Origin of the sequence: Sphaerisporangium rufum, from assembly GCF_016863395.1 — a bacterium.
Taxonomy (GTDB): domain Bacteria; phylum Actinomycetota; class Actinomycetes; order Streptosporangiales; family Streptosporangiaceae; genus Sphaerisporangium; species Sphaerisporangium rufum.
Genome location: NZ_BOOU01000054.1, coordinates 174,745 through 200,169, shown reverse-complemented (window position 1 = coordinate 200,169; position 25,425 = coordinate 174,745). Strand labels below are relative to the sequence as shown.

24 protein-coding genes are annotated in these 25,425 nt (G+C 73.4%); 12 read left to right on the top strand and 12 right to left on the bottom strand.

Annotated elements, in window-relative coordinates:
* Positions 1-101 precede the first annotated feature (101 nt).
* Positions 102-986, top strand: a complete 885-nt coding sequence (locus Sru01_RS20550; RefSeq protein ID WP_203988897.1) for an endonuclease/exonuclease/phosphatase family protein — start codon at positions 102-104, stop codon at positions 984-986.
* A gap of 112 nt (positions 987-1,098) precedes the next feature.
* Here the strand turns inward: Sru01_RS20550 and Sru01_RS20545 are convergent, their stop codons facing one another.
* From Sru01_RS20545 to Sru01_RS20530, 4 genes are all read right to left on the bottom strand, one after another.
* Positions 1,099-2,055, bottom strand: a complete 957-nt coding sequence (locus Sru01_RS20545; protein WP_203988895.1) for a DNA polymerase domain-containing protein — start codon at positions 2,053-2,055, stop codon at positions 1,099-1,101.
* A gap of 501 nt (positions 2,056-2,556) precedes the next feature.
* The gene (locus Sru01_RS20540) at positions 2,557-2,919 is read right to left on the bottom strand and encodes a nuclear transport factor 2 family protein (protein WP_239137605.1); all 363 of its coding nucleotides are present in this window, start codon (positions 2,917-2,919) and stop codon (positions 2,557-2,559) included.
* Positions 2,920-3,120: 201 nt separating this feature from the next.
* Positions 3,121-3,660, bottom strand: a complete 540-nt coding sequence (locus Sru01_RS20535) for a flavoprotein (RefSeq protein WP_203988890.1) — start codon at positions 3,658-3,660, stop codon at positions 3,121-3,123.
* Between the two features lie 110 nt (positions 3,661-3,770).
* A complete protein-coding gene (locus Sru01_RS20530) occupies positions 3,771-4,583 on the bottom strand; it encodes a helix-turn-helix domain-containing protein (protein WP_239137598.1) in 813 nt (270 codons plus the stop codon).
* Between the two features lie 50 nt (positions 4,584-4,633).
* Between Sru01_RS20530 and Sru01_RS20525 the strand changes: the two genes are divergently transcribed.
* The 3 genes from Sru01_RS20525 to Sru01_RS35770 all read left to right on the top strand — a co-directional run bounded on the left by Sru01_RS20525 (position 4,634) and on the right by Sru01_RS35770 (position 6,648).
* Positions 4,634-5,026, top strand: coding sequence for a cupin domain-containing protein (locus tag Sru01_RS20525; RefSeq protein ID WP_203988888.1), 393 nt, complete (start codon positions 4,634-4,636; stop codon positions 5,024-5,026).
* A gap of 81 nt (positions 5,027-5,107) precedes the next feature.
* Positions 5,108-5,704, top strand: a complete 597-nt coding sequence (locus Sru01_RS20520; protein ID WP_239137597.1) for an RNA polymerase sigma factor — start codon at positions 5,108-5,110, stop codon at positions 5,702-5,704.
* Positions 5,692-6,648, top strand: a complete 957-nt coding sequence (locus Sru01_RS35770) for a CU044_5270 family protein (RefSeq protein WP_239137596.1) — start codon at positions 5,692-5,694, stop codon at positions 6,646-6,648. Before Sru01_RS20520 ends, Sru01_RS35770 begins: the two co-directional genes overlap by 13 nt.
* 386 nt (positions 6,649-7,034) lie before the next feature.
* Here the strand turns inward: Sru01_RS35770 and Sru01_RS20510 are convergent, their stop codons facing one another.
* The gene (locus Sru01_RS20510; RefSeq protein ID WP_203988886.1) at positions 7,035-7,358 is read right to left on the bottom strand and encodes a hypothetical protein; all 324 of its coding nucleotides are present in this window, start codon (positions 7,356-7,358) and stop codon (positions 7,035-7,037) included.
* 129 nt (positions 7,359-7,487) lie between these two features.
* Here Sru01_RS20510 and Sru01_RS20505 point away from each other — a divergent pair, with 129 nt between their 5' ends.
* Positions 7,488-9,389 (top strand): hypothetical protein, encoded by a 1,902-nt coding sequence (locus Sru01_RS20505; RefSeq protein ID WP_203988884.1) that lies wholly within the window; start codon positions 7,488-7,490, stop codon positions 9,387-9,389.
* 169 nt (positions 9,390-9,558) lie between these two features.
* Here Sru01_RS20505 and Sru01_RS20500 read toward each other — a convergent pair whose 3' ends face one another.
* Both Sru01_RS20500 and Sru01_RS20495 read right to left on the bottom strand, forming a co-directional pair.
* The gene (locus tag Sru01_RS20500; RefSeq protein ID WP_203988882.1) at positions 9,559-11,112 is read right to left on the bottom strand and encodes a TULIP family P47-like protein; all 1,554 of its coding nucleotides are present in this window, start codon (positions 11,110-11,112) and stop codon (positions 9,559-9,561) included.
* Between the two features lie 102 nt (positions 11,113-11,214).
* On the bottom strand, positions 11,215-12,513 hold the full coding sequence (locus tag Sru01_RS20495) for a TULIP family P47-like protein (protein ID WP_203988879.1): 1,299 nt from the start codon (positions 12,511-12,513) through the stop codon (positions 11,215-11,217).
* 138 nt (positions 12,514-12,651) lie between these two features.
* Between Sru01_RS20495 and Sru01_RS36275 the strand changes: the two genes are divergently transcribed.
* Entirely contained in the window at positions 12,652-12,774 is a 123-nt protein-coding gene (locus tag Sru01_RS36275; protein ID WP_275412191.1) for a hypothetical protein, read from the top strand.
* Positions 12,775-12,811: 37 nt separating this feature from the next.
* On the opposite strand, the gene Sru01_RS20490 is transcribed toward Sru01_RS36275, so the two are convergent.
* The gene (locus Sru01_RS20490) at positions 12,812-14,113 is read right to left on the bottom strand and encodes a glycosyltransferase (RefSeq protein ID WP_203988877.1); all 1,302 of its coding nucleotides are present in this window, start codon (positions 14,111-14,113) and stop codon (positions 12,812-12,814) included.
* On the bottom strand, positions 14,110-16,350 hold the full coding sequence (locus tag Sru01_RS20485; protein ID WP_275412193.1) for a GH92 family glycosyl hydrolase: 2,241 nt from the start codon (positions 16,348-16,350) through the stop codon (positions 14,110-14,112). The genes Sru01_RS20490 and Sru01_RS20485 overlap by 4 nt, the downstream gene beginning before the upstream one ends.
* Before the next feature lie 451 nt (positions 16,351-16,801).
* Between Sru01_RS20485 and Sru01_RS35765 the strand changes: the two genes are divergently transcribed.
* Both Sru01_RS35765 and Sru01_RS20475 read left to right on the top strand, forming a co-directional pair.
* Positions 16,802-18,349: a PQQ-dependent sugar dehydrogenase gene (locus Sru01_RS35765; protein ID WP_239137595.1), complete on the top strand. Its 1,548-nt coding sequence runs from the start codon at positions 16,802-16,804 to the stop codon at positions 18,347-18,349.
* Positions 18,350-18,600: 251 nt separating this feature from the next.
* Positions 18,601-19,974: a DUF2254 domain-containing protein gene (locus Sru01_RS20475; RefSeq protein ID WP_203988875.1), complete on the top strand. Its 1,374-nt coding sequence runs from the start codon at positions 18,601-18,603 to the stop codon at positions 19,972-19,974.
* A gap of 331 nt (positions 19,975-20,305) precedes the next feature.
* Here Sru01_RS20475 and Sru01_RS20470 read toward each other — a convergent pair whose 3' ends face one another.
* Genes Sru01_RS20470 through Sru01_RS20460 form a run of 3 tightly spaced genes read right to left on the bottom strand, consistent with a single transcriptional unit; the run spans position 20,306 to position 22,039 of the window.
* Positions 20,306-21,229, bottom strand: coding sequence for a phosphotransferase family protein (locus Sru01_RS20470; protein WP_203988873.1), 924 nt, complete (start codon positions 21,227-21,229; stop codon positions 20,306-20,308).
* Positions 21,184-21,489 (bottom strand): GntR family transcriptional regulator, encoded by a 306-nt coding sequence (locus Sru01_RS20465; protein WP_239137594.1) that lies wholly within the window; start codon positions 21,487-21,489, stop codon positions 21,184-21,186. The genes Sru01_RS20470 and Sru01_RS20465 overlap by 46 nt, the downstream gene beginning before the upstream one ends.
* A 4-nt stretch (positions 21,490-21,493) precedes the next feature.
* Positions 21,494-22,039 carry a UTRA domain-containing protein gene (locus tag Sru01_RS20460; protein ID WP_203988872.1) on the bottom strand — a complete coding sequence of 182 codons (546 nt, stop codon included), beginning with the start codon at positions 22,037-22,039 and terminating at the stop codon, positions 21,494-21,496.
* A gap of 365 nt (positions 22,040-22,404) precedes the next feature.
* Here Sru01_RS20460 and Sru01_RS20455 point away from each other — a divergent pair, with 365 nt between their 5' ends.
* The 4 genes from Sru01_RS20455 (at position 22,405) to Sru01_RS20440 (ending at position 25,424) form a co-directional block, all read left to right on the top strand.
* Complete coding sequence (locus Sru01_RS20455) at positions 22,405-23,550, top strand: RNA ligase RtcB family protein (RefSeq protein ID WP_239137593.1); 1,146 nt, start codon at positions 22,405-22,407, stop codon at positions 23,548-23,550.
* Positions 23,547-24,245, top strand: coding sequence for a peptide chain release factor H (gene prfH / locus Sru01_RS20450; RefSeq protein ID WP_203988871.1), 699 nt, complete (start codon positions 23,547-23,549; stop codon positions 24,243-24,245). The genes Sru01_RS20455 and prfH overlap by 4 nt, the downstream gene beginning before the upstream one ends.
* Before the next feature lie 163 nt (positions 24,246-24,408).
* The gene (locus Sru01_RS20445; protein WP_203988870.1) at positions 24,409-24,639 is read left to right on the top strand and encodes a hypothetical protein; all 231 of its coding nucleotides are present in this window, start codon (positions 24,409-24,411) and stop codon (positions 24,637-24,639) included.
* A gap of 392 nt (positions 24,640-25,031) precedes the next feature.
* Entirely contained in the window at positions 25,032-25,424 is a 393-nt protein-coding gene (locus Sru01_RS20440) for a hypothetical protein (protein ID WP_203988869.1), read from the top strand.
* Position 25,425: the final 1 nt, after the last annotated feature.

The following is a 25,425-nucleotide window of genomic DNA, read 5'->3' as shown; positions in this document are numbered from 1 at the left end:
GTCCCTGCTGCCCGCCGGTCCCCGGCTCCGCCGCGGCGGAGCCGGGGACCGGCGCGTGTCCGGGCCCGGGATGATCAGGAGATTCTGGTTGAATGGCCGCGGTGAAGGGACGACTGATCCTGGCGGCCGCCGCGCTCCTGGCGGTCACCTCGCCCGCCCCGGTGCGGGAGGGGCGGCCGGAGCTGGCGGTGATGACGTGGAACACCTGCGCCGGCACCAACTCCGACTGCGGCCTGTACCGGGCGGACGCCGCCACCCTCGGCGAGACGGTCGCCCGGTACGCCACCGACCGGCCGATCCGGCCCGGGGTGATCCTGCTGCAGGAGTTCTGCACCGGGGCCGACGACGCGCTGCGGCGGGCACTCACCGCGCGCACCGGCCGGAGCTGGAGCGTGCGGTCCTGGGCGCTACCGGGTGCGGACGGCGCCCCCTACCTCTGCCACCCGGACCGGGCCGGCCGGCCGCGCGGCGCGGCGAGCATCGTGCTGGCGGTCGCCGACGAACCGGTAACCTTCCAGGTGTTCCCGCTGCCATCCCCGCCCTGGTACGTCGGGCGGGCCGTGCTGTGCGCCACCCTCCCGGGCCGCAAGGTCCGGGTGTGCGGCACCCACCTGTCGTCCGGGCGCGCCGACGACGATCGCCAGCCGGGCGCCCCCTATCGGACCCGGCAGGTCACCGAACTGATGGCGCACGCCGCGGTGCCCGGCTACCGGTCCGTCTTCGGCGGCGACCTGAACATCGCCCCGCCGGACAGCGGGGACGGCACCGCCGCCGCCCGCCGGGCCATCGCCCCCGCCTACCGCGCCTACCAGGAGTGCGACCGGCGCGGCACCGCCCGCACCGGGCAGTGGACGCACCGCAACCAGGCCGGCACAAAGAAGCTCGACTACCTCTTCGCCCCGCACGGCACCCGGGTCCGCTGCGACCTGGCCCCGCTCACCCCGCTGTCCGACCACCGCCCCCTCTACCTCCGGGTGTCCTTCTGACGATGACCGGACCATCACACGTCGTATGGAAGCTTGGGAACCTTGATCGTGGTCGACGTCATACCTGTCAGCATGCCGAGGAAGGGGTGACGCTGCCGCTCGTTCGCTGGGTTCAGGGCGACTCACGGCGGGCGCGGGCGCGGCGCTTGCCCTCGTGCATGGCCTGCACGCGGGCGACCGGGATGGTGTGCCCCTCGGCGATCAGGTCGGCCGGCAGGCGCTGCGGCGCCGGCATCGCCGCCGCCCACGGGTCGCCCTCGCCGAGGGCCGCGACCGCGGTGCGGACGGTGAAGTCGCCCGGCGCCACCCGGTCCAGGTCCGACCAGGCCACCGGGAAGGACACCGGCACCCCCGGCCGGACGCGCGGGCTGTAGGCGGCGACCACGGTGGCCCCGCCGGCCCGGGTGGAGTCCAGGAACACCTTGCCGCCGCGGTCCTCCCGGATGAAGGCGGTGGTGGCCAGCGCCGGGTCCAGCCGCTCGGCCCGGGCGGCCAGCGCCCGGGTGGCGGCCGCCACGTCCGCCATGTCCGCCTCCGCCTCGACCGGCACGAACACGTGCAGGCCCTTGGCGCCGCTGGTCTTCACCGCGCCGGCCAGCCCGGCGCCGGCGAGCGCCTGCCGCACCAGCAGCGCCGCGCCGACCGCCGCCCGGAACCCGTCGCCGGGCGGCGGGTCCAGGTCCAGCACCAGGTGGGTGGGGTGTGCCTCCCGGCCGGCCAGGGTCAGCCCCGGGTGGTACTCCACCGCCCGCTGCCCGGCCAGCCACAGCAGCGTGCGGCGGTCGTCGCACAGCACGTAGGAGATCTCCCGCCGCGACGTCTCCGCCCACACCTTAACGGTGCGCACCCACGGCGGCGCGTTCTTGGACACGTTCTTCTGCATGAACGGGGCCTGACCCGCGCGCACCCGGACCACCGACAGCGGGCGGCCGCGCAGCGCCGGGACGATCCGGCCGGACACCGCGTCCAGGTAGTCCACCAGCTCGCGCTTGGTGACGCCGGCGTCGTCGAACAGCGGCCGGTCCAGATTGGTGAGGGTCACGCCCTCCCGCACCTCTTCGCTGGTCACCACCCCACCCTGCCACACCGGCCCGACAGAACACCGGCCGGTGCGAGGCGGAATGGGACCGGACCCCGAGGAGGGCGGGAGCCGGTCGCTCCCGCGAAGTGGCCGGGCGCCGGCGCGGATCGCCGCACGCGCGCCGGGACGGCCGCCCGGCCCGTCCGATCTCCCCGGCGCGCCGCAGGAGCCTCGCGGTGACGGGGGGTGCGGCGGGCGGCCGGAGAAGGTCGCGGTTCCGGCGGACGGGCCCCGCGGAGGGTGGGGCCCGGCCGCCGGAACGTCGGGCCGTACGCGAGGCCCTACCCTGTCGGCGGGACTGGGTAGAGCCGATCCTGGCAGGTTACGGTCAGTCCGTGTTGTCGATGCGTGCACACCGGATTGCCGATACGCGCCCGGCCGGCGATGCCGGCGATGCCGGCGCCCGGAACCGTGGCGCGGCGTGGTGCCCGGGACTCCTGGCCATCGGCGTCGACCCGCCCGGTACCACTCGGTGTCCGTTCCGGTCGCTCAGCGTGGTGTCTGCTGGTGGAAGGCCAGCCGCCAGCCGGCCGGCCGGCGCACATACAGGCTGCTCATCAGGGCCGAGTACTCCGGGGAACCGTCCCGCCGGGCGACCACGCCGTAGGTGACCAGCGCCGTGCCTTCCGCCGGATGCCGAACCTGCATGTCGTCCAGTTCGTAGGATGCCCAAGGAGGCCCGGACATGGACTTCACGGCCGTCCCCCGGTCGGCCACCGACAGGCCGCCGGGAAGCAGCATGACGACCTCCCGGTCCAGCACCTCTTGGTAGAACGCGGCGGCGGTCTCCCCGCTGGTCGCCAGCGCCCGCCACCCCTGCTCCTCCAACTCCATCGGCTCGTCCCGTTCCATCAGGGTCACCGCCTCTCCTGATCGATCTCTCCTGATCGATCGCTCTTGCCGTTCTCGCCCCCTACCCCGGTTCTGCGGGATCACCACATCCGAACCGGCGGGCACCTGCTCGCCCCGGCCGGCGACCCGTGCTGCGCGACAGCATCCTGATCACCTGGCGCCCGGCGAAGTGGGACGTCCCGCCCGCACCACCGCCCGCCGCTACCCGGGCCGGCCGGGGGCGGGCAGGGCGGCCAGGGCGAGGTGCCAGGGGAAGGCGGCGATGTCGTCAGGGGTGCCGCCTGGCACCTCCGGCCCGGAGCCGTCCGGGCCGGACAGCACGGTCACCCCCTCGGCGCGCAGCCGTCCGACGGCGTCGCGGAACGGGATCCGCCCGGCCAGCGCGGCGTTGACGTAGGGGAGCACCACGATCGGGATGCCGAGCCCGGGCGCCTCGGCGAGCAGCCCGAGCGCGTAGGTGTCGGCGATGCCGGCCGCGAACTTGTTGACCGTGTTGTAGGTGGCCGGCGCCACCACGATGGCGTCCGGGCGGGGCGGCTTCGGCTCGCTAGGCCTGCGGTACCGGCTGCGCACCGGCCGCCCGGTACGTGCCTCCAGCGCGGCCACGTCCACGAAGTCCACCGCGGACGGAGTGGCGACCACCTGCACGGTCCACCCGGCGTCCTGGGCGAGCGCGACGAGCCGGCCGGCGTCCGGCGCCGGACCGGCCGCGCACACGATGAGGTAGAGGCTGCTGCTCATGCCACCACCTTCCCGGGTCCGGCCCCGCCCCCGCCAGCACGTTGGGGCGAGGACCACCCCTGCCCACCGGGCGGGTCGCACGGTGCGCGGCGCTCGCACCGTGGTCGCGGTCAGCGCTGGCGGGATGCGGCGTACCGGGCCGGCGGCACCGAGACGTGCCGCCGGAAGTGCCGGGTGAGGTGCGCCTGGTCGTAGAAGCCGGTTCGCACCGCGACGTCGGCCGCCGGCTCGCCGGCCAGCAGGCGCTTGCGCGCCAGCTCGATCCGCGCCCCGGTGACGTAGGCGTAGGGGGAGACGCCGAACCGCCGCCGGAAGCTCCGCACCAGGTGCGGGACCGTCCGGCCGAACAGCCGGGCCGCGTCGGCGAGCACGACCTTCTCGGTGACGTGCTCGTCCAGGTAGGCGCGCAGCCGCTCGGCCAGCGCCGGCTCCGGCTCCAGGTCCGCCGCACCGCGCCGCTCCAGGTGCCGGCGCAGCCGGTCGGCGATCATGGCCAGCCGGGTCTCCACGTCCAGGAGGTCGGGATCGGCCAGCCGGTCGTGCAGGCGGCTCAGCGCGGCCCGCAGCTCCGGGTCGAACAGGGTGGAACCGTCCACCGCCGGCCCGACCAGATCGGCGGGCAGGAAGCCGGCGTCCAGGTAGAGGTTGCGCTTGCGGAACCCGCCGTGCCGCTCGGCGGGGTAACCGTCGTGCACGACCCCCGGCGGCAGCACCGAGACGGCGGCGCCGGCCGCCCCGTGGTGGCGGGTGTCCAGGTCGTAACGCAGCGCCCCGGCATCGACGATCAGCACGGTCCAGGTGTCGTGGCAGTGCCTCGGGTAGCGGTAGCCGACGATGCGGGCGTGGAAGATCTCCGAGATGCCGGGCACCGGCGGGCGCCAGGCCGTCACGCGGCACGAGTCGGGCATGTCCTCCTCGTCCACATCAACATCGTACAAGCGCCCTCCGGCCCCGGTCGGGAAGACTCGTGGCCATGAACACCGAACCCATCAACCTGACCAAGGCGCTGGCCTCGTTCGACGAGGTCTACAGCCCGCGGATCGTCGCGCGGATGAACGACTACGACGTGCGGATCGCGCACACCGAAGGCGAGCACGTCTGGCATGTCCACCAGGACACCGACGAGTTCTTCCTGGTGCTGGACGGCCGGTTCGACATCGCCCTGCGCGACGCCGGTGGCCGCGAGACCACCGTGACGCTGAACCAGGGCGACGTCTACGTGGTGCCGAAGGGCACCGAGCACAAGCCGTCGTCGCCCGGCGGGTCCATCCTGATGTTCGAGCCGTCCGGCACGCTGACCACCGGGGACCACCACGAGGGCGAGCTCCCTGACCATGTGGACAGCACCACCGGCCACGAGATGTGACCTAGCTCACATCCTGCTGCGCGAACAATGAGGGCGTGTCCGGGCGAAAGCCGGTGAACATCAACCGGACGGGAGCGCCATGTGATCGCAGATGACCCCGGCAGGCCCGACGACGCCGAAGTGATACGCCGGTCCGCCGACGACCCGGAGGCCTTCGCCGGCCTCTTCGACCGGCACGCCGCCGCGCTGCACCGGTACGTGGCGCGGCGGCTCGGCGCCTCGCTCGCCGACGACGTCGTCTCCGACGTCTTCCTGGCCGCCTTCCGGCGGCGCCGCCGCTACGAACCCGCATACCCCGACGCCCGCCCCTGGCTGTACGGCATCGCCGCCAACCTGATCCGGCGGCACCACCGGACCGAGATCCGCTCCTACCGTGCGCTGGCCCGGGCCGGCGCCGGGCAACTCGCCGAACCGGCCGCCGACCGGGTCGACGACCGGGTCGCCGCCCAGCAGGCCGGCCTGGCCGCCGCGCTCGCCGAGCTGCCGGCCGCCGACCGCGAGGTGCTGCTGCTGATCGCCTGGGCGGACATGACCTACGAGGAGGTGTCCCGCGCGCTGGACGTCCCGATGGGGACGGTCAAGTCCCGCCTGCACCGCGCCCGGGCCCGGACCAGCCGCGCCCTCGGCGGCGCCGATCCCACCCAGAACCGGGAGGAGGCCTTCCCATGGACGACCTGAAGATGCTGCGCGAGCTGCGCGCCGACGTCCCCGAACCCGGCCCGGAGTGGCTGGTCCCCGCCCGGCGGGACCTGCTACAGCGCGTGCGGGCCCGCCGCCGGATACCGGCCCGCCCGTTGCTGGCGATCGCCGCGCTCGGCGCCGCCGCCGCGGTCACCGTCACCGTGGTCCAGCCGGACCGGCCGTTCGACGGCCGGCGCGGGGTGCCCGCGGTCGTCCAGCTCGACGCCCGCGTCGTGCTGGCCAACGCCGCCAAGGTGGCCGCCCGCCGCACCCCGGGCGAGACGCCCCGTCCAACCCAGTGGCAGTACACCAGGCAGGTCGTCCGGCAGCAGAACGACGAGGCGCCGGAGATCCAGGAGCACTGGATCCGCTACGACGGCAAGCAGATCATGTCGGAGGGCAGGGTCGAGGACGTGCCCCCCGACCCCGGGGACGACGACCTGTCACCCCGGCAGTACGACGAGAAGCTACGCGAGCTGCCCACCGATCCCCGGCGGCTGCTGGCCAAGGTGACCGGTGACCGCCACTGGATCGACTATCCCAAGGAGGAGGCCGGGGTGTTCACCGAGCCGCCCGCCGAGCGTGGCTTCCGGGTCATCGGTCTCTACCTGAGCCGGTACGGCGTGATGCCCCCCAAGCTGGAGGCCGCCATGTTCCGGGCCCTGGCGCTGATCCCCGGCGTGCATGTCGACAAGGACATCGCCGACGCCGACGGCCGGCGCGGCATCGGCGTCCGGCTGGACACGGGCAGTCCCGACCCGCTCACCCGCGAATACCTGATCCTGGACCCGGACACCTACCGGTACCTGGGCGAACGAAAGGTCCTGCTCCGCGACGAGTACGTCCCCGGCGAGAGCGATCCGCTGGGACGCCAGGGCGATGAATGGGCCAGCGCTCTGCTCGTCTCGCGGATCGTCGACCACCCCGGCGACCGCTCCTGACCGCGGCCCCGCCGGCCGCACGCGGACCGGCCGGCGGGGGCGGCGGAGGCCGGCGGATCGTCCGGCTCGCCGTCGAGGACGTCGTCCATCGGGGCCGGCCGGGGGCGGCCGGAATCGCGACCACCACCCGTCAACGGCGCGATGGGCGGAGCCGGGCGGGCTCTGGACGGCGGGACCTTGACAGTGCCGGTCGCCGGGATCAGGATGCGCTCGAACCGCCCTTCCCCCCGTGCGTCCCGGAGGGATCCATGTCTCCACCCACCCCGCCCCGCCTCACCCCGGCCGGGCCGCCGCCCGCCGCCCGCCCGGCGGCCGACCGGCGTTCCCCCCACCATGGTGACGCCGGCCGGCCGGTATCGCGGGACCGCGGGGGCACCCGCGCCCGATTACAGGTTGACGATCGTGACGTCGGCGATCTCGGAGATGTGCGCGTCGCACTGCGCGGCGGACACGCCGCTGCCGTAGACGATCGGCCCTCGGACGTAGTACGGGCGGCCGTTGAACCGCTCGCAGGTGAGCTGGAGATACCACCCGGACTGGGTGCTGTTCCAGCAGTCGGCGGCCACCCGCCCGATGCCCAGGTTGTAACTGAACCGGCAGTTGGCCGGGTCGACCGTGGCCTCGGCGGGCTGGGCGGCCAGGGTGAGAACGCTCACCGCGCCGATCGCGACGGCGGCGGCACCGGCCCGTGCGCGCAGGACACCGGACATGATCACCTCTCAGTTCTCGACGTGATCCGAACGTATCCGCGCCCGTCCCCGCCGGAGTCTCAGCGAAGTCTCAACCCTCCGCCCCCTGCCGTGGCGGAGGCCGCCAGGCGCGTTCGCGCGGCGCTGGCGATGACCGGTGACGAGCATCCGCTGCTGATCGTCAACATCGTGGGCCCGCTCGGTATCGGCAAGACCCGCCTGCTCACGGCGCTGGCCGGCGGGTTCGTGGATCTCGGCCGCTCCCCGGACGCCACCGAGGTCCGCACCGGTCCGGCCCGGACCCGCCCGGGCGGGCTTTCCGGCGGTGGCCGTGCCGGGGACGGGCTCGTTCCGGGCACGCCCACCCTGGCCGGTTCCGCACCGCACGGTTCCGTGCCGCACGAGCCGCCGCCGCTCGCCATCGACGGGGTCGACACCGACCGCCGGGCGGCGGCCGCGGCCCGCTTCCTGGACCGGGCCGGCCGCGGCCGGTTCCTGGTCGCCGGCCGGCTCCCCCTCGCCGCCCGGCCCGGCTGGACGCACCGAGCCGTCGTCACCGTCGAACTCCGGCCGTGGGCGCCGGCCGACATCCGCGAGCTGGCCGCCGCGCTCGGGGTGCCCGGTCCGGAGGCGGCCGAACAGGTCGTCCGGCTCAGCGGCGGCATCCCGCTGATCGCCGAGTCGCTGTGCCGGGCGTTCCGGCGCGCTACCGACCCGGGACCGCCCGGCGCGCTGGCCGATCTGGCCGCCACCGAGGTGCTGAACCGCCTGGCCACCGAGTCACCGGGACCCGGCGCCACGGCGCTGCCGGTCGTGGCCACCGTCGACGGCGCGGACCAGGACCTGCTCGCCGCGCTCGCCCGGGTCCCGTCCGGGGCCTTCACCCGGCTGGGCCGGCTGAGCGTCGTCCGCCCGGACCGTCACGGGCTGACCGTCGCCGAGCCGTACCGGACGCTGCTCGACCTCGCCTACCGCTGGCGGCACCCGGTGCGGCGCGACGAGCTGGCGGTGCGCGGCGCCGCGCACCGGCATCGCCAGCTGGCCCGCACCACCGACCCGCCGCTGCGCGCCCGCCTCACCGACCAGGTCCTGTACCTGGCCGGTCACGGCCCGGCGCGCCGGGATCTGTTCACCGAGGCGGCCGGCGCGTTCTCCATCCGGCGCGCCGGCGACGGGGACGCCGAGACGATCGCCCGGCTGATCCGATTATGGGCGGCCACCGAAGGCCTGGCGGCGCGGCTCGCCGAGCGGATGCGCGACCGGTGGCTGGCCGGCACCGACCACGGCTTCCATCTGGTGGTGGACACCGGCGGCCGCTCGGTCGGCATGGCCAACCTGACCCCGCTGATCCCGGATGGCGCCCCGGCTCTCGAACCGCTGCTGCAGCAGCATGCCGGCCCGCTGCTGGACGCCATGAGGTCCGGGTCGGTCGTCGGCATGATGGCCGTCGAGCCGCGGTCCGCCGCCGCCCAGCCGGTGCTCGTCCGGCACATCCTGCGCACCGCAGTCGCGAGCGGCGGGCTGGTGGTGTCCACTCCGTGGGTGCCCTACCAGCGGATCGCGGCGCGCTTCGGGCTGGACCACCTGGGCGACACCCGGCACGACCTGTACCGGTGCGGCCGGCCGAGCGCCCTCTACACCCGTGCCTTCACCCCCCACGACCTGCCGTCATGGCTGCGCGGCATGCAGGGACCGCACCCCGCGGCCGCCTCGCGGCCGGCGGGGCTCGTCCGGGACGCGCTGCGAGATCTGCACCGCCCGGATCGGCTGGCCGCCTCACCGCTGCACGCCCTGTCCGGTCACGGACCGGTGCCGCTCGCCGACCTGCTGCGGCACGCGGTGGACGCGCTCGCCGCCTCGGCCGCCCCCGCGGACGCCGAGGCCGGGCGGATCCTGCGCCTGTACTATCTGCAGCGGGCCGGCGGCCACGACCTCCTCGCCCACCGTCTCCACCTGTCCCGCGCGACCTATTTCCGCCGGTTGGACCACGGCCTCGCCCAGGTCACCGCCATCGTCACCCAGGCGCTGGCCACCCCCGGCCCGCCCGGCTGACGGCCGGCCACCGGACGCCCCCCCGTCCAGTGCCGGCCCGGTGCCGGTCACGACCGGCCGCACCGGCGACCGGCACCGGGTCCGGGTGCAGGCGGCCGGCAGTTCGTGGACGCCCCTGGCCGGGTCATCCGGAACGGGAACAGCACGTACCCGTCCTGGACGGGGCCGCTCAGCCGCCGAAGCCCGGGTCGCCGCCCAGCTGGAGGGCGCCGTTGAGGACCACCGAGGTCAAGGTGAACTCCTTGCCGGCGTTGTTCCACGCGATCGGGGAGGTGGCGCCCTCGACCAGCGCGTCCAGCGGAGGCAGCGCGTCGGGCACGGCGCCGGAGATCCACTCCGGGATCTTCTCCAGCACCGCCGCGATGGCGCCGATGATGCCGCCGGCCACGATCGCGATGACCACCCGGATGATGAGCCGCTTGCCCGCGGTGGCCACGCCGGAGGCCACCAGGCCGGCGACCGCGAGAATCACGTCGGCCGCGATCTCGGTCCCCTGGACCCAGGGCGCCACCGTGGACCAGCTGTTCTCCCGGGGCGGGCGGGTCTCCACGAAGGTCAGCGCCTGGGTGCCGTCGGCCTTCTTGCCGAGCGCCAGCGTCGCGTAGGAGGTGACCTCGGCGTAGGCGTCGATGCCCGGCGAGATGTTGGTCTTCACGTAGGCGTAGGTGGTCAGTTCGGTTTCGTCCAGGCTGACCTGGAAGGTCGTCATCTGCGGGTGGTAGTCGATCAGGGCGACCCGCACCGGGTCGAGCGCCACCGTCCGGGTCGACACGATCTCGCTGGCGTTGTTGGCGACGGCGAACGTTCCCTTCTCCGCCGTGGGGAAGTGGCTCGCGGCGGCGGGCAGCACCATCTTGGTCATGAACCGCTCGGCCGAGATGCTGAACCCGGCGCGGGCTCCGGCCGGCAGCGCTCCGGCGGCCAGCTCGTCCAGCGTGCCGTCGATGTCGCGGCCCTCGGTCATGCACAGCACGCCGAGCAGCGCGTGGTCGGCGTCCTTGGCGTCGGCGTAGGCGTAGGCGGTGTAGGTGGGCTTGAGCCAGGCGAAGGCGCCGCCCGCCGCCGACTCCGCCGCGCCGATGTCGACCGTGGCGAAGACGTGCTCGAACCTGGCGAGGTTGGCGTCGCACCACTGCTGCAGCAGCTGCTTCAGCGCGTTGTCCAGGCCGTCGCTGCGCGCCGGCGAGGTGTAGGTCACCGCGGACACCTCGACCACCGGGTCGTCGAGGGACCCGCCCTTGGTGCGGATCCGCAGTTCCTTCGCCCCCGGCCCGGATTCCCCCGAGTCGGGCAGGTAGAGCAGGCGGACCAGCGCGTACGCCACCCCGCCGGTGACCTCGACGGTGTTGCCGTTGCTGGTCAGGGTGGCGGTGAACGGCAGGTGCATGCGGACGTTCGTGCCGGAGCCGGCGCCGGTGGCCAGCGACCAGGCGCCGAAGGTGCCGGTGCCGTCGATCTCGCCGCTGAAGACCGACGCCGGGATCCGGGCGTCCCACTTCTCAGGGGAGGTGCCGCGCGCGGCGATGGCCCGGTTGACGTCGGTCAGCCGGACGGCGAACGTCGTGTCCCAGCCGTTGGTGTGGAAGGTGACGTTGGAGGCGGCCCGTGTGGTCCGGACGCGGGCCGCGCCGGGCGTGTCCCGGCCGGCGACCTCGCGCGCGTCGCGCAGTTCGAGGTGCAGCAGCCGGTCCTGGTCGAAACCGAGCGGTACCTGGAGCGTCATGGCTCTCCTCACGAGATCGATGATGATCGGCCCGGATCCGGGCCGGATGTTCATGGCCGGCCCGCCGCGCACGTCCGCGGCGGGCCGGGTGGTGGACGGCGGTCAGGCCAGCCGGCCGCCGACCGCGAACCCGCCGTCCAGCTCGGCCCGCTCGACGGCGATGGCGCGGGCCCCGCACCACCGCACGGCCCGGCCGCTCCACCGCTCCAGCCCGGCCGGCCCGCGCCGCGAGCCGAGGACGGCGGTGAGGTCATCGGTGATGATCGTCACCACCAACCGGGTGATCGCCTCGACCAGCGGCCCGCCGAGCACGAACCACAGGGGGATGTCCGCGGTGGACCCGCTCTGCGGGGTTCCGTGCGGGGTGAAGGCGATGGTGCCGGCCGCCGGGTCGAAGACCAGCCGCGACCGCCCGGTCACCCAGTAGGTCATCGAGATGCCGGCCTTGAGGTCGCAGTCGCCCTCGACCCGGACCGCCAGGTCGCCGCCGACCACCCGGGCCGACAGGTAGGTCACCCGGGGCGTGTACCAGATCGCCCCCTCCTTCACCGGCCGGATGCCGAAGGCGGCGGTCTCCCGGATCTCGCCGCGGCCCGGTACGCAGACCAGGTCGGCGGCCGAGGCGTCGCCGCCGAACACCTCGGGCAGGCCGGGCAGCACCACCGCGGCCAGGAATCTCTCCGCCGACATGGCGAACGCGACCTCGGTGCCCGCCTTGAGTAGCGCCGGGTCGACCGTCCGCGGCAGGCCGCCGGCATCCCGGGTGCTCCGGGTGCCGAGCACCGCCAGGTGCCCGGCGTCCCGCTCGGACGGCCTGAGATAGACGTACGCCGGGTGCACCGGCGCCAGCGGGTCGGCCGAGCCCGGGGGCACCAGGTCGACCTCGGCCAGCACCGACGACAGCACCTTGGCGCGCTCGCACAGCGCCGTGGCGATGCCGTTCAGCACGATGCGCCGGCCGAGATCGCCCAGCCGGTCCAGGGATGCCGCCGGGCCGGTCAGCGCCACCGGGGTGACCGCGCCGGGTACCGGGTCGTCCCCGGTCCGCGCGGCCTTGCCCAGCGCGAACACCAGCCGGGCCGGGCCCGGGCCGGTTGCGGCGTCGCGGGGGAGCAGGTCGAGCGAGAGCATGACGACCGCGGTCAGCCCGGCCAGGTCGGCCGTGGCCGGACCGGCCGTGACCTGACCCCGGCCGATCGGCAGCGCCAGGGTGAGCAGGTCACCGGTCCGGCCGGGCAGGATCCGCCAGGCGTCCAGCGTGCCCGAGCCCTGGTAGCGGGTGCCGAAGGTGTCCCCGGCGAAGGCGAACTCGTCGATCAGCTCGCCGGGCCGCGCAGCGAGCATCCGGTTGACGGCCTCGATCGACACCGCGGTGACCGTGTCCCAGCCGGCCAGTTCCATGCTCCGCCTCCGCAATTCATTGGTAGGCCGGAATGAGCATGCGCCCGACGTATCGCCATCCGATTTACGGCGAATATCGGCTTATCGGCCACCATTTCAGTGGTAAATGCGCAGGTGGCAGGTACGAGTTATGGGATCTTGACAGCAGCGGTCGCCTACCCGCTGGCCGCGCTCGCCACCTCGCCGGGCATCGACCGGCGGTGGCGGGCGTTGATCGCCGTCGCGGTGCCGGCGCTCTACCCGCTCTCCTTCCTGATCTGACCCGCCGCGGCGGACCCGTACCGGGCGACGGCGGGGCTCAGCCGAAGCGGAGCTCGGCGGCGTCGTGCGGGTCGGCCGGCCGGTAGGCGACCTGAGGGAACAGCCCGTCGAAGACCGCGGCCCGGTCGAAGTCCATCGCCCGGGTCCGGGCCCGCAGCTCCAGTGCCTGCCGCTCGGCGGCGGGCATGTCCAGCACCACCCGGTCCAGCGCGGCGGCCAGCCCGGCGACGTCCCCCGGGTCGACGATGACCGCGGTGTCGCCGACCGCCTCGGCGGTGCCGCCGGTCACCGTGGTGACGATCGGGCCGCCGCCGGACAGCATCTTCTCGGCCAGCGCGATGCCGAACGTCTCCACGAAGTCCGGTTCGGGGCGGGTCGGCAGCGCGTACGCGGCGCACCCGCGCATCAGCGCCGCCTTCTCCGCGTCGTCCACGTCGGACAGCAGCATGATCCGCTCGTCCGGCCCGGCCAGCGCCCGCACGTCGTCCAGCGCCGGCCCGGTGCCCGCGACGACCAGCTTCACCGCCGACCGGCAGCGGGTTTGGGCGAAGGCATCCAGCAGATCGTAGATCCCCTTGGCCCGGGTCACCCGGGACAGGAACAGCACGTACCCGTCCCGGGTCAGGCCGCGCCGGGCCAGCACCGCGTCCACCTCGGCCGGATCCAGGTCCAGGAAGGCGGCCGAGTCGATCGGCGGGTAGCTGACCGTCACCCGGCGCCGGCACTCCTCGGCGAACGCGGTGCCGCAGTGCGCGTCCACCTGCTCGGCCGCGCCGATGATCTCCTGCCGGGTGTACTCGGACACCGCGACGACCTCGTCGTTGGCCAGGAACGTGGTGAACAGCACGGTCGCCGCGCCGAACCGCCCGTCCCGCAGGCACGAGGCGATCACGTTGGTCACGTCCGAGCCGACCGCCTTGGCCACGGTGTGCACCTCCGGCGCGAACCCGGCCGCCCGCGCCGCCGCCACCGCCTCCACCACCACCGAGGTGTGCGGGGCCAGGTACATCGACAGGCAGATCGTCGGCACCGGCTCGGCGAGCAACTCGACCAGCCGCCCGGTGAGCCCGGCCTGGAACCGGCCGTCCGGCACCCGGTAGTCGCCGACCGGCTCCGGCCGCTCCACGGTGATCCCCGGGCTGTAGGGCAGTAGCCGGTCCAGCGGCTTGAGCGGCAGTCCGGCCGCGCGTAGCGCCGGCACCGGCCAGGTCAGCAGCCGTACGTCGTCGAACCCGCGGGTCAGCGCGGCCTCGGCCAGGTTGCGCGCCTCACCGGAATGGCCGCAGATCACCGGGTCGGCGCGGACCACGATGACGAGCCGGCGGCGGGGGTGGTTCATCGTGGTTCCTCCGGGTTCGGGGGGAGATCGGACAGCGACGGCGGGCGCGGATGTCGTCCCCAGGCCGACGGCTCCGGCCCGAGCCGCAGGTGCAGCCGCCCGCCGCGATGCACGGTCGTCGCGCTCAGGTACGCCGCGGCCAGCGGCTCGCCGTCCAGCGTCGCCGACTGCACGTACCGCACCGGCGGATCGCGGTCGAGGCCGTCGGCGCCGATCGGCGTCTCCCGGTGCCCGCTGGTCTCCACGACGAACTCGCCGCCGCCGACCCGCAGTACGCTGCGCGGGAAGGCGGGCGCGTTCACCAGGAACAGGTTCTGCCCGGCCACCGGGAACAGCCCCAGCGACGCCCAGACGTACCACGAGCTCAGGCCGCCGGAGTCGTCGTTCCCCGGCAGCCCGCCGGGCCCGGTGCCGAACTGCCAGGTCAGCGCCGCGTGCACCACCTCGGCGGTCCGGTCCGGCCGGCCCGCGTAGTGGTAGGCCCACGGCGCCTCCATGTCCGGCTCGTTGTTCAGCCCCTCGAAGCGGTTCAGCGCGTACCCGGCCGCCATCTCCGCCACCGCCGGCCGCCGGCCGGGCTGGACCACCGGCGCGGCGCCGAAGCCGAAGAACCGGTCCAGCATCCCGGCGAACGCCTGGTCGCCGCCGGCCAGCGCGATCCGCGCCGCCATGTCGTGCAGCAGGCGGAACGAGTAGTTCCACTTGCCGCCCTCGTAGAATTCCGAGTCGCGCAGCAGCCCGGTGGCCGGGTCGAACGCGTTCGCCCACTGCCGGCTCCGCTCCGCCAGGTCCTCGGCCAGCCGCCGGTCGTTCAGCGCCCGGGCCACCTGGGCGGTGCAGTGATGGGCGTAGGCCAGGTCCAGAGTGTGCGAGATCGGGTGCACCACCCCGTGCTCGAAGAAGTCCTCCCCGTACAGCCGGCGCAGGTCGTCCACCATGTGGACCAGCGCCCAGTTCCAGTCCAGGCCCGCCCGGCCCAGCGCGTGCGCGTCGGCCAGCGCGGTGTGCACCAGCGCGCTGCCCTGCCGGAAGAACCGGTCCGCGCCGCGCGCCATCCGGTACCCGATCGGGAAGTTGCCCTCCTCCTCGCACACCCGGATCAGCGACTCCAGCAGGTCCACCGCCCGGTCCGGCGCGATCGCCGCCAGCAGCGGCAGCTGGGTCTTGTAGATGTCCCACATGGTGCACACGTCGAACGCGTACGGCCCGGACGCCGGCCAGAACGGGCTCTCGTCGTCGGTCACGCACGGCTTGATCAGCGCGTGGTACAGCGCGGTGCCGAACACCGTGCGGCGGGCCGGCGTGCCGCCCTCGACCTGGACCCGGTCCAGGTGCGCGCCCCAGCGCGTCCGGGTGCGGGTGCGCACCGCGTCGAACGCCGGCCGGCCCTGGCCGCACTCGCGCGCCAGGTTGTCCCGCGCCTGGTCGCAGCCGCGCAGCGAAAACCCCAGTCGCACCTCGATGGCCTGCCCGGCGGCGGCCGGCCCCATGAACATCAGCCCGAACGGGCGCAGCGTGGTGTGCCGGATGCTGTCGAAGTCCAGCCGGGTGCCGCCGTGCACCAGCCGCCGGTCGTACCAGAGCATCTGCCGCCAGCCCGGGCTGTCCACCTCCAGGTACACCGACAGCGGCACGCCCTCCATCACCACCGTGCCCTGCGCCCGGCCGTGGCCCATGCTCTCCACCTGCGCCCGCAGCGGCACCGTCCGGCCCAGCTCGATCGCCAGCCCGCCGCAGGACAGGTCCACCACCACCCGGGCACTGCCGCATTCGGGGAAGGTGTACCGGTGCACGGCCACCTTGGCGCCCACCGTCAGCTCGCAGCGCACCCCGGTGTCCAGCGTCGCCGCGTAGTACCCCGGCTCGGCCACCTCCTCGTGCAGCGGCCAGGCGTCGCCGAGCACGTCCAGCGGCTGCACCATCGGGGTGACCCGCACGTAGTTGTAATACTTGCGGATCGCCCCGGTACCGGACTGCTGGAAATGGGTGAACCCGGACGCCTGCAGCCGGTCGAACAACTCCTCGGGCACGCCCTCGGTGCTCTTGGCGTACCGGCCGTACCCGGTGGGGTAGGCGCCCGAGTAGGCGCAGGCGGACACCATGCCAAGCGGCGAGGTGGCCCCGGGGTGGGTGTTGCCCACCTGCGGTTTCGGCCACCACCAGGTGGCGGCCAGACCGCGCCCCGCGGGCAGGTCGGTCGCCGCCGTACCGATGAATGGATCAACGTGGCCGAAGATGCCCGGACTCTATCCAGCGCACCCCCCACCTTGGGTTTCGTGGAGGTGAACTACTTCTTCCAGCCAGGTCAACGACGCCGGCGGGCCGGCTGGGTGGCCTGGCCGCCCGACCCGTTCGGGCACCCCGCCCAGCGGCGGGCGGGGCTCCCGGGCGATGTACGTTTCATGCGACCGGGTGACGGCCTGGCCGGAAGGCCTTCTCATCGACCCTGGTCACGGCGGAGGAAGGTCGCCACGGCGGCCCGTCGTCGCCGCCGTGGACGTGCGCGGCGGCCGCCGGTCTGGTTGCGACGGCGGTCGAACCGGTACCGTCCGGTCGGGCGTGTCAGGGCATCGAACCTGTTCGGTCGGTGTCGCACTCCGGTCGTTACGCCGGGGTATGCGGCCGGATCGGGCGGGTTGCGAGCGCGGACGCGCTCCAGACCCCGACGAAACCCGTCTCTGGAGCCACATGTCAGGAAATCGCTGGGCGGCCCGCGCACTGCTCGCCACGTCCCTGCTGCTGATCGCCCCCATGACCGCCCTTCCACCGGTCGCCGCGGCGACACCCGCCGCCGGCCCGGCCGCCGCGTCGGGCACGCAGGCCGCCACCGTGCCGCTGACGGACATCAACGTGGTCACCACCCAGGTCGCCTTCGGCCTGCGGCGCCCGGTCGCCATCGCCGCACCCGACGACGGGACGAACCGGCTGTTCATCGTCGAGAAGCGCGGCACCGTGCGGGTCTACCACCCCGACACAGGCCTGGCCGCGGACCCGATCATCGACATCACCGCCTCGGTCGACGAATCCGGCAACGAGCGTGGGCTGCTCGGCATCGCCCTCGCCCCCGACTTCGCACAGAGCCACGTCCTCTACCTGGCGTACACCGCGCTGCCCGACAGCGCGGTGACCCTGGCCCGCTACCGGATGGACGACAAGCGCCTGGAGCCGCTGCTCTCCCAGGAGCACTCCCAGGAGAACAACCACAACGGCGGCCAGCTCACCTTCGGCACCGACGGCTACCTGTACATGAGCATCGGCGACGGCGGCGGCTCCGGCGACCCCTTCGACTCCGGGCAGCGCCTGGACACCTTGCTCGGCAAGATCCTGCGCGTCGACGTGAAGCGGGCCTGCGGCTCGCTGCCCTACTGCATTCCCGCCGACAACCCCTTCGTCGGCCGCGCCGGCGCCCGCGGGGAGATCTGGATGTACGGCGGGCGCAACCCCTGGCGGTTCTCCATCGACCAGGCGGACGGCTCGATGTGGATCGGCGACGTCGGCCAGGGCCGGTGGGAGGAGATCGACCACCTCAAGGCCGGCAAGCAGGCCGGCGCGAACCTCGGCTGGTCCTGCTACGAAGGACTCGAGGTTTTCGACCAGGGCCAGTGCCGCACCGACGTCCAGTACACCAAGCCGGTCTTCACCTACTCGCCCTACACCGGCGGCTGCGCGGTCATCGGCGGACTGGTCTACCGCGGCCGGCAGTACGCCGACCTGGTCGGCGGCACCTACATCGCCACCGACTACTGCTCCTCCACCACGTGGGCGCTCCGCGAGGACGGCAAGGGCGGCTACACCTGGGGCGAGCTCGGCCAGATGCCCACCCAGGTCACCGCGTTCGGCGCCACCCCCAGCGGCGAGTTCTACGTCGTCAACGACCTGCCCGGCGGGCTGCACCGGGTGTCGTTCGAACGGGCCGCGCCGACCTGCCGGGTCAAGGTGAAGGCGCAGACCTGGGGCACCGGCATGACCGTCGACCTCACCATCACCAACACCGGCACCAAGCCGATCGACGGCTGGAACCTGTTCTTCCGGCTGGCCCCGGGGCAGACCGTCGTCTCCGACTGGAACACCGACCTCAGCCAGGGCAGCAACGTCGTCATCGCGACGAACGCCGCGCACAACGGCGCCATCGCCCCCGGCGCCAGCGTCACCATGGGCTACCTGGCCAACCACACCGGCGACGCGTCACTGCCGAGCCACTTCTCCCTCAACAAGGACGCCTGCGCCGTAGGCTGACCGGCGCTCCCCGGTCGGTGCGGTGGCGCCCCGCCCCGCACCGACCGGCCACCGGCGGAACGCCAGGTGAAGATCTCAGTCACCGCCCGGTGGGGGGAGCGCTGCAGGCGCGGCCGGCGGAGGCGGCTGACCGGACCCATGCGTCCACGAGCGCGGATACTTCAGGCCGTCACGAGCGTGTCATGTCCGCGGATGCCATCGTTTCGTGATGCGCTGGTGGAACGTGAAGGACGGCGGGAACAGGACCGGTGATGGGGCTTCAGAGCTTGTGGGGCAGGCTGGGGGTCCTGCGTGACACGCTGCGAACGCAGCTGTGGCTGCTGCCGTCCGTCGGAGTGGGGCTCGCCGTCGCCGCCGGGGTGGGGCTGGCGCGGGTGGACGCGAGAATCGATGACGACCTGCCGGCATGGCTCGCCGGCTACCTGTTCGGCGGAGGCGCCGATGCGGCCCGCAGCGTGCTGGAGGCCATCGCGGGGTCACTGATCACCGTGACCTCGCTGACCTTCTCGCTGACCGTGGTCACCCTTCAGCTGGCCAGCAGCCAATACTCTCCCCGCCTGCTGCGCACCTTCTCCGCTGACCGGCTGGTCCAGCTCACCCTGGCGCTTTTCCTGGCCACCTTCACCTATGCGCTGACGGTGCTGCGCACCGTCCGCGCGCCCGACGAACAACAGGCATTGTTCGTACCGCAGGTCGCGGTGACCACGGGCTTCGTCCTGGCCCTGGTGAGCGTGCTGGCCCTCGTCATGTTCCTCGCCCACCTGGCCCAGGAGATCAGGGTCGAGAGCCTGCTGCGCAAGGTGCACGCGGATGCGGAGAAGACCGTCCGCCGCATCCTGCCCCCACGCCAGGAGGCGTCCGACTCCGCGGGGAGCACCGTGCCGGTCCCGCCCACCGGCGCCCTGCCCTTGCCGTCACCCTCGTCGGGCTTCGTGGTGCGCGTGGACGAGCAGGCGCTGCTGTCGGCCGCGGTGCAGGCCGACGCGGTCGTCTACCTCGACTGCTGCCCGGGAAGCCTGCTGATCGCGGGCACACCGGCCGGGGTGGCCTGGTCGCGCACCGCCGACTCCTTGTCCGGCGAGACCGGCACGGATCTGGCCGCGAAGGTGGCCAAGGCGATCGACAACCGTCCCGAACGCAGCGCGGCACACGACCTGACCTACGGCATCCGCCAGATCGTCGACGTGGCCGTCCGCGCCCTGTCGCCGGGCATCAACGACCCGACCACGGCCGTGCACGCACTTGGACACCTTTCATCTCTGCTTTGTGAGCTGGCCGGCCGGCAACTGGGGCCCCGGCTGCTGACGGACGGCCACGACCGGATCCGGGTGGTGTTGAGCCGGCCCGACTTCGCCGACCTGCTCGACCTGGCGATCCAGCAGCCCCGGCATTACGGCGGGGACGACCCGGCCGTCCTCGCGCAACTGCTGTCCATGCTGCGAGACCTCGCGTGGTGCACCGCCCACTCGCAGCGTCCGGCCATCGCCGACCAGCTGGCCCGGGTACGCCGCCACTTCAGCGAGCGACGCTACGATCCCGGCGAGCTGGCCCACTTCGACGGGCTGGCCAGGCAGGTCGAGGCGGCCCTGGCCGGCCGGTGGACCGTCGCGGGCGGGACGTGCTGAGTACTCCGCGACGCGCCATACCAGCAGCCGGGCGCCCGGTTCCCGAACTCGATCGCGGCGCTCGAACCGGAGCGGGACGCCGGCACCCCCGCCTGGGCCACGGTGCCAGACGACGGGTGTCCCTGATGCCGGAGGAAGGGGCGGTGGCGGTCGGCGCCTTCGCCGTCACGGTCGACGCGCTGGACGCACTGCCTGCCGGCGCCAGGACCGACCACCACGATCGCTTGTGCGTCCGCTTCATGGGGCCGTCACCTGAAGGCTCAGCGCGGTACGAGACGCTCGATCGTGCCCGCGACGCCACGTCTGCTCGGCGGGCCGATGAAGCTCTGGATCAGGCGCCGGGGTGGCAGGGCCGTCTCGCCCGGTTTTCCCCGCTGTCCCCGGTACCAGCCCTCCTGGTTCTCGGTCCGCAGGTGGCGAGCCAGGTGGCGTGGCGGTCGGTGAGGTCCTGGCCGGTCAAGTCGGTACGGCCGAGATCGCGGTAGTTCGGCAGCCACCCGGCCACCTCGCCCTGGGAGCGCTGGAGCGCGAACAGATCCCACAGCTCCCGGTGCGGCACCGCCGTGCCGGCGGCGTCCTGGTAAGCGCGCAGGAACGCGTCGGCGACGTCGGTGCCATGGAGCAGCACCAGGTCCAGCCGGCACCAGCCGACGTCGAACCCGCGCGGCGCCACCGAGGCCCCCGACCAGTCCACCACCCCGGTGAGCCGTCCGTCCGCCCACAGCACGTTGCCCGACCAGTAGTCGAAATGCGTGAGCACCCGCGGCTCCGCGACCAGCTCGGCCCACCGCTCCCGCACCTCGCCGCCGGCCCGCCGGGCGATGTTGGGGAGTTCGGTCACCGCGTCCCGGAACCCGCCCGCCGCGACCGGCGCGCGGTGTATCAAGGCCAGCGCCTGGCCTAGTTGCACGGCCCAGCCGAACGGGTCGGCCGGCATGATGTCCGCCCGGCCCGGCAGCCGGGACAGCAGCACGGCGGGCTCGCCGAACCGCTCACCCGCCGGATCGGCCCCGACCAGGCGTGGTGCCAGGCCGTCCAGCCCGTCCAGTGCGGACAGCACCCGCACCTCCCGGTACGCCGCGTCGTCGCCGGCGGGGTATCGGCGCAGCACCACCTCCGGGTCCGGCCCGGTCAGCCGGACCAGGTGCGTCGCGGCGTGCGTCCCCCCCGCGAGCGCCCGCACCCCGCGCACCTTCCCGCCGCAGACCCCTACCACCCAGTCCAGCACCGCCCCGGACAGCTCCCCATCAGACATCGCGCCAGTCTCGTGGACCCGTTCGCTACCCGGCGACCGATTTTCTCCACCGCTCCCGTGGCCCGTCCGGCGATGAAGCCCTCGTCCTTGAGCACGTTGAGGGTGCGCTGGACGGTCTGGCTGGTGACGCTGTACCGCGCCATGAGCTGCTGGGTGGTCGGCAGGCGCGTGCCGGGCGGAAGATCGCCGGACATGATCAGCGCACGGATCTCGGCCGCGATCTGCTGGTGCCGCGGCCGGCCGTCGGGCTTCTTGGCCATGAGATCAGCTCGTCCGGAAGTGATAGCGGAAGTGGCGTCCCTCGGGGAGCATCGTCATCACCGACGCCTCGAACGGCACGTGACCGGCGGCGAACACGACCCGGAACAGCACGACGACCAGCGTGCCGGCCGCCACCTCAAGGATCTCACCCTCCTCGCCGGTGGCCGGCCGGACCGAGATGTCCTCGTACACCTCGTCGGGAACGTAGCCGAGCCCGGCGAGCAGCGTCGGCGCGCCGCCCCGGATCTTCCGCGCCTCGGCGAGACCGGTGCCGGCGGCGACCGACGCCGGGTAGTAGGAGTCGGTGAGCTCGACCGGACGGTCCTCGACCAGCATGACCCGCCGCCGGACCACGGCGGCCTCGCCGCCGCGCAACCGCAGGGCCTCGGCCACCTGGGCCGGCGGCACGACCTCGGCCACCTCGCGCAGCCGCTGGGAACCCGACCTCCCGGTCACCGCGAGCTCCTCCGACCAGGCGTCCGCCTGCCCGTCGCCGCGAGGTGACAGGTAGGACGCCGAGCTACCGACCCATTCAGGTGGACGGCTCATCGGGCATGACTCCCAAAGCGGCTCGGCCGGCAAGGTGGCAAGCGGACGGCTTCACCTTATCGCGCGGACCAGCTGCGAAAAGTCCCGCAGATCCGCCATTTCGGGTGGTAGCGGATGGCGCCACCGGCAGCAGATACCGCGGTCGAGGACCGCCCGGCCGCCGGGGCCGGTCGGGCGAAAACCGGTTGCCGCGGAGGGCGGGGCAGGGAACCGTGGATGTGCTGACATACAGCACCCGCCATTCCCAGACGTTGCGGCGCCGATTCGCGCCGTAATTCCACGCGCCCATACCCGTTCAAGCGAAGAGAGGGTCTTTGTCCGAACAACCCGCCCGGCCGGACCCCCCGTCCACGGGGACGGCCGGCGTGACCGTGTTCGCCTCGCCCGCGAGCTGGATCGAGTCCGATGCCGTCGCGCAGTGCCATCAGGTAGCCGCCCTTGACGGCATGGTGCACGTCGCCGCCATGCCGGACCTGCACCCCGGCAAGGGCGCCCCCATCGGCGCCGCCATGGCGTCGACCGTCCTGTATCCGTTCCTGGTGGGGTCCGACATCGGCTGCGGCATCGCGGTGTTCCCCGTCAGGCTGAAGCGCGCCGTACCCGAGAAGCTGGCCGCCCGGTTCCCCGACCTCGATCGTGCGCTCGACCCGGAGCGGGACGCCGACGACCCCGCCTGGGCCGTGGTGAAGGGTGACATTCCCGCCGGTCACCTCGAAGGACTCGGCACGGTCGGCCGGGGCAACCACTTCGTCGAGCTGGCGCGGATCGGAACCATCTTCGACCCCGGCCACGCGAGCCGGCTCGAGCTCGCCGCCGGCGACCTGGTTCTCGTCGTGCACAGCGGTTCCCGGGGGCTGGGCGAGCGGATCCTGCGGGCCCACACCGAGGTCCACGGCGCAGGCCCCGCCCCCGATCCCGGCGACTACCTGGCTCAACACGACGACGCCGTACGGTGGGGGTCGCTCAACCGGCGGCTGCTGGCCGCCCGGGTCGCCCACGCGCTGGGGTTCGAGCCCGCCGAGCCGATCGTCGATCAGTGCCACAACCTGGTGGAGATCCGGGACGGGATCTACCTGCACCGAAAGGGCGCGGCGCCGGGTGACGGCCGCGACGTGCTCATCGCCGGTACCCGAGGCACCCCGTCCTACCTGGTGGCCGCGCACGCCGGGGCGCACGCCGGCCACTCCGTGGCGCACGGCGCGGGCCGCAAGATGTCACGCGCGGACGCCCTGCGCCGGGGCCGGGCCAAGCACACGGTCGAGGAGCTGCGCCGCACGCCGGTGGGATCGGTGGTGGTGTGCGGCGATCGCCAGCTCCTGTTCGAGGAGGCGCCGACGGCGTACAAGCGCATCGAGCAGGTCATCGCCGACCTGGTCGAGCATGATCTGGCGACCCCGGTGGCCACCACCGTCCCGCTGGTCACCTACAAGACGCCCGAACAGCGGGACCAGCGCGACCAGCGCGACCAGCGGGACCGGCGGGACCACCGCCGTAAGCGAGGCCGGGCGTGAGCGTCCACCTGCTCCTGTCGGCCGGGCGCGGCCCGCGGGAGTGCGCCTGGGCGCTGGCCGAGCTGCTGCACCGCCTGGAGGCCGACGCCGGCCGGCGGAACGTGGAGACCCGGCGGATCCATGACGTCCCCGGCGACCGTCCCGGCACCTATCGGTCGGTCATGGTCCGGATCACCGGAGCCGGCGCCGAGACGTTCGCCGCCTCGTGGACCGGAACCCTGTGCTGGCAGGCACCCAGCCCCTACCGGGCGAGCACCGGCCGGAAGAACTGGTACGTCATCGCCCGGCCGTGCCAGGTCGACGCCCCGCGCACGACGTTCGCCGAAGCGGACGTCGACATCGTCGCCTGCCGCACCGGCGGCCCCGGCGGCCAGCATCGGAACAAGGCCAGCACGGCGGTACGGGCCACCCACCGGCCCACCGGGATCGTCGTCGTGGTCGACACCGAGCGGCAGTTCAGCCTCAACCGTGGCATCGCCATGCGGTTGCTGCGCGAGCGCATCGAGCAGGGCGACGCGGCGGCCGAGCGCGCCGTCACCACCGCCCGCTGGCACATCCACGACGAACTCGTCCGCGGTAACCCCACCCGCATAGAACGCCCGAAACCTTCGGACCGGGACGTGTCCCCGCACAAACCGGCGGCCGCCGGCGGCGGCGTCCCAGCCGCTCCAGCTACGAGGACCACTAAGCCCTGAGATGGCACCGATCCGGACCTGGCCCGCCCCGGTTCACCGATCGCGCTGGACGCCGCGTGTTCCCTGGTGCGCCGGCTGATGAGGGGGTGATTCGGGTGGCGGTACGATCACGGCGGGCGCGCTTGGCTCGATTTATGTGGCTGCAGACCGCATACTGGGATGAATGAAACGCAACCCAGCCGCAGCCCGGCGAGCCCTGCCCGGAAGCCCCTTCAACGTTCCGACGCCCCCTCCGCCGCCTCTCGAGCACTTCGTCGTAGAGGACCTGGTGAGCCACGACAAGTACGGCCTCGGCCGCGTCATCGGCGTCGATGACGACGTCGCGGTTCTCGTCAGCTTCGGGACGGAGAACTATCGCATCAGCGCCCCCTACACCAAGCTCGTCAAGCTCTGAGACCACCCGGCCGGTTCCTGCGGCGCCGTGCCGCACCGTCTGGTCAGACCAGCGCCGCCACCGGGCCGACCGTCTTCGGCAGGGATGCCGCGCAATCCCGTCTGCCGGGCTCGCTGGATCAGCGGACGCTCCTGGCCGGTAGGCCGAACCACGCCGTGAGCCGCTGGCCGGTGGGGCAGGCGAGTACCAGGTGGCAGGCCGCCGCACGCCGGGTCATCGCGTGGACATCCGCGAGGAACGCCGCATATGACGCTGAACAGGATGGCGTTGCGAAGGTACCGCCACCGAGGGTGACGCCTGGTCACGGTGCTGACGGCCAGGCCGCAGGTTCTTGTCGGCCCTGCCTGATATCGGTTATCGCGTAATGCTTCGTTGACTCATGGAGCTGTGCGATGGCGACGGTCACCTTTCGAGATGAGACGGCAACCGGGAAACCGCTGGCCGAGTTCGAGCTGCCCGCTCTTCCGGAGCGCATCTCGGCCCGCGAGCTGGTACGGCTGCGCGTCCGGGAAGAGGTGGCCCGCCACAACGCCGCGCCGTCGGCCAGGTTCACCGGCCTGGTGCGCCCGTCGGAGACCGAGGTGGCGCTGAACGGCTACCGGACAGGTGCCGGCCGCCGGATCGACTGGGAGAGGCAGGCCGAGATCGCCGAGCGGGCCTTCCAGCACAACGGGTTCGTACTGCTGGTCGGAGACCGCCAGATCGAGGACCTGTCCGAGGTGATCGACCTGACCACCGACCCGGTGGTGTCCTTCATCAAGCTCGTCCCGCTGGTCGGAGGCTGAC